Annotated in this window: 1 rRNA gene; it reads right to left on the bottom strand. The window is 45.6% G+C overall.

Annotation, left to right across the window (positions count from 1 at the left end):
• Positions 1-2: 2 nt before the first annotated feature.
• Positions 3-1533, bottom strand: a 16S ribosomal RNA gene (locus CJP74_RS04710).
• Positions 1534-1774 lie beyond the last annotated feature (241 nt).

Raw genomic sequence — 1774 nt, 5'->3', positions numbered from 1 at the left:
TATAAGGAGGTAATCCAACCGCAGGTTCCCCTACGGTTACCTTGTTACGACTTAACCCCAGTCACGATTCATACCGTGGTAAACGCCCTCCCGAAGGTTAAGCTATCTACTTCTGGTACAAACCACTCCCATGGTTTGACGGGCGGTGTGTACAAGGCCCGGGAACGTATTCACCGCAACATTCTGATTTGCGATTACTAGCGATTCCGACTTCATGTAGTCGAGTTGCAGACTACAATCCGGACTTAGATTTACTTTAAGGGATTCGCTCAATGTCGCCATCTTGCAGCCCTCTGTATAAACCATTGTAGCACGTGTGTAGCCCTACTCATAAGGGCCATGATGACTTGACGTCATCCCCACCTTCCTCCGGCTTATCACCGGCAGTCTCTTTAGAGTTCTCAACTTAATGTAGCAACTAAAGATGGGGGTTGCGCTCGTTGCGAGACTTAACCCAACATTTCACAACACGAGCTGACGACAGCCATGCAGCACCTGTCTTAGAGTTCCCGAAGGCACTCCTCGATCTCTCAAGGATTCTCTAGATGTCAAGAGTAGGTAAGGTTCTACGCGTTGCGTCGAATTAAACCACATGCTCCACCGCTTGTGCGGGCCCCCGTCAATTCATTTGAGTTTTAACCTTGCGGCCGTACTCCCCAGGCGCTCGATTTAACGCGTTAGCTACGAAAGCCAAAACATAAAGCTCCAGCCTCCAAATCGAGATCGTTTACGGCGTGGACTACCAGGGTATCTAATCCTGTTTGCTCCCCACGCTTTCGCACATGAGCGTCAGTTTGTTCCCAAGGGGCTGCCTTCGCCTTCGGTATTCCTTCTCATCTCTACACATTTCACTGTTACACGAGAAATTCTACCCCTCCCTAAACAACTCTAGATTAGTAGTTTTAAATGCAATTCCCAAGTTAAGCTCGGGGCTTTCACATCTAACTTGCCAATCCGCCTGCGTGCCCTTTACGCCCAGTAATTCCGATTAACGCTCGCACCCTCCGTATTACCGCGGCTGCTGGCACGGAGTTAGCCGGTGCTTCTTCTGTAACTAACGTCAAGTCAATATCCTTCAATACCAACCTTCCTCATTACCGAAAGTACTTTACAACCCGAAGGCCTTCTTCATACACGCGGCATGGCTGGATCAGGGTTGCCCCCATTGTCCAATATTCCCCACTGCTGCCTTCCGTAGAAGTCTGGACCGTGTCTCAGTTCCAGTGTGGCTGGTCATTCTCTCAAACCAGCTAGAGATCGTCGCCTTGGTGAGCCATTACCTCACCAACTAGCTAATCTCACTTGGGCTCATCTATAGACAAGTACAAAAGCACTCTATAATCTCTCGATATTACGCGGTATTAGCCATCGTTTCCAATGGTTATCCCCCATCTATAGGCAGATTCCCAAGCATTACTCACCCGTCCGCCACTCGTCAGCAAGAGAGCAAGCTCTCTCCTGTTACCGTTCGACTTGCATGTGTTAAGCCTGCCGCCAGCGTTCAATCTGAGCCATGATCAAACTCTTCAATTGAAGATATAAATATATTTGATCTATAAACTCGTTAAAACTACTGATCTAATCTTATTTAATTACTTAAATAATCATCTATACTTGGCAATAAAACTAAGGTTTCTACAAACCAAAAAACCAAATATAAACTTACTTAATGAATTAATCAGGTCATTATAACTAGTCGATAGTAAACATATTCTAAAGTAGAATATTTAGTTTTATTTAGTTTCTTATGAGCACTAAATAATGTATTACTTTT

This window comes from Psittacicella melopsittaci (assembly GCF_003585925.1).
Classification (GTDB): domain Bacteria; phylum Pseudomonadota; class Gammaproteobacteria; order Enterobacterales; family Psittacicellaceae; genus Psittacicella; species Psittacicella melopsittaci.
This window is presented reverse-complemented; position numbering and strand designations above follow the sequence as displayed.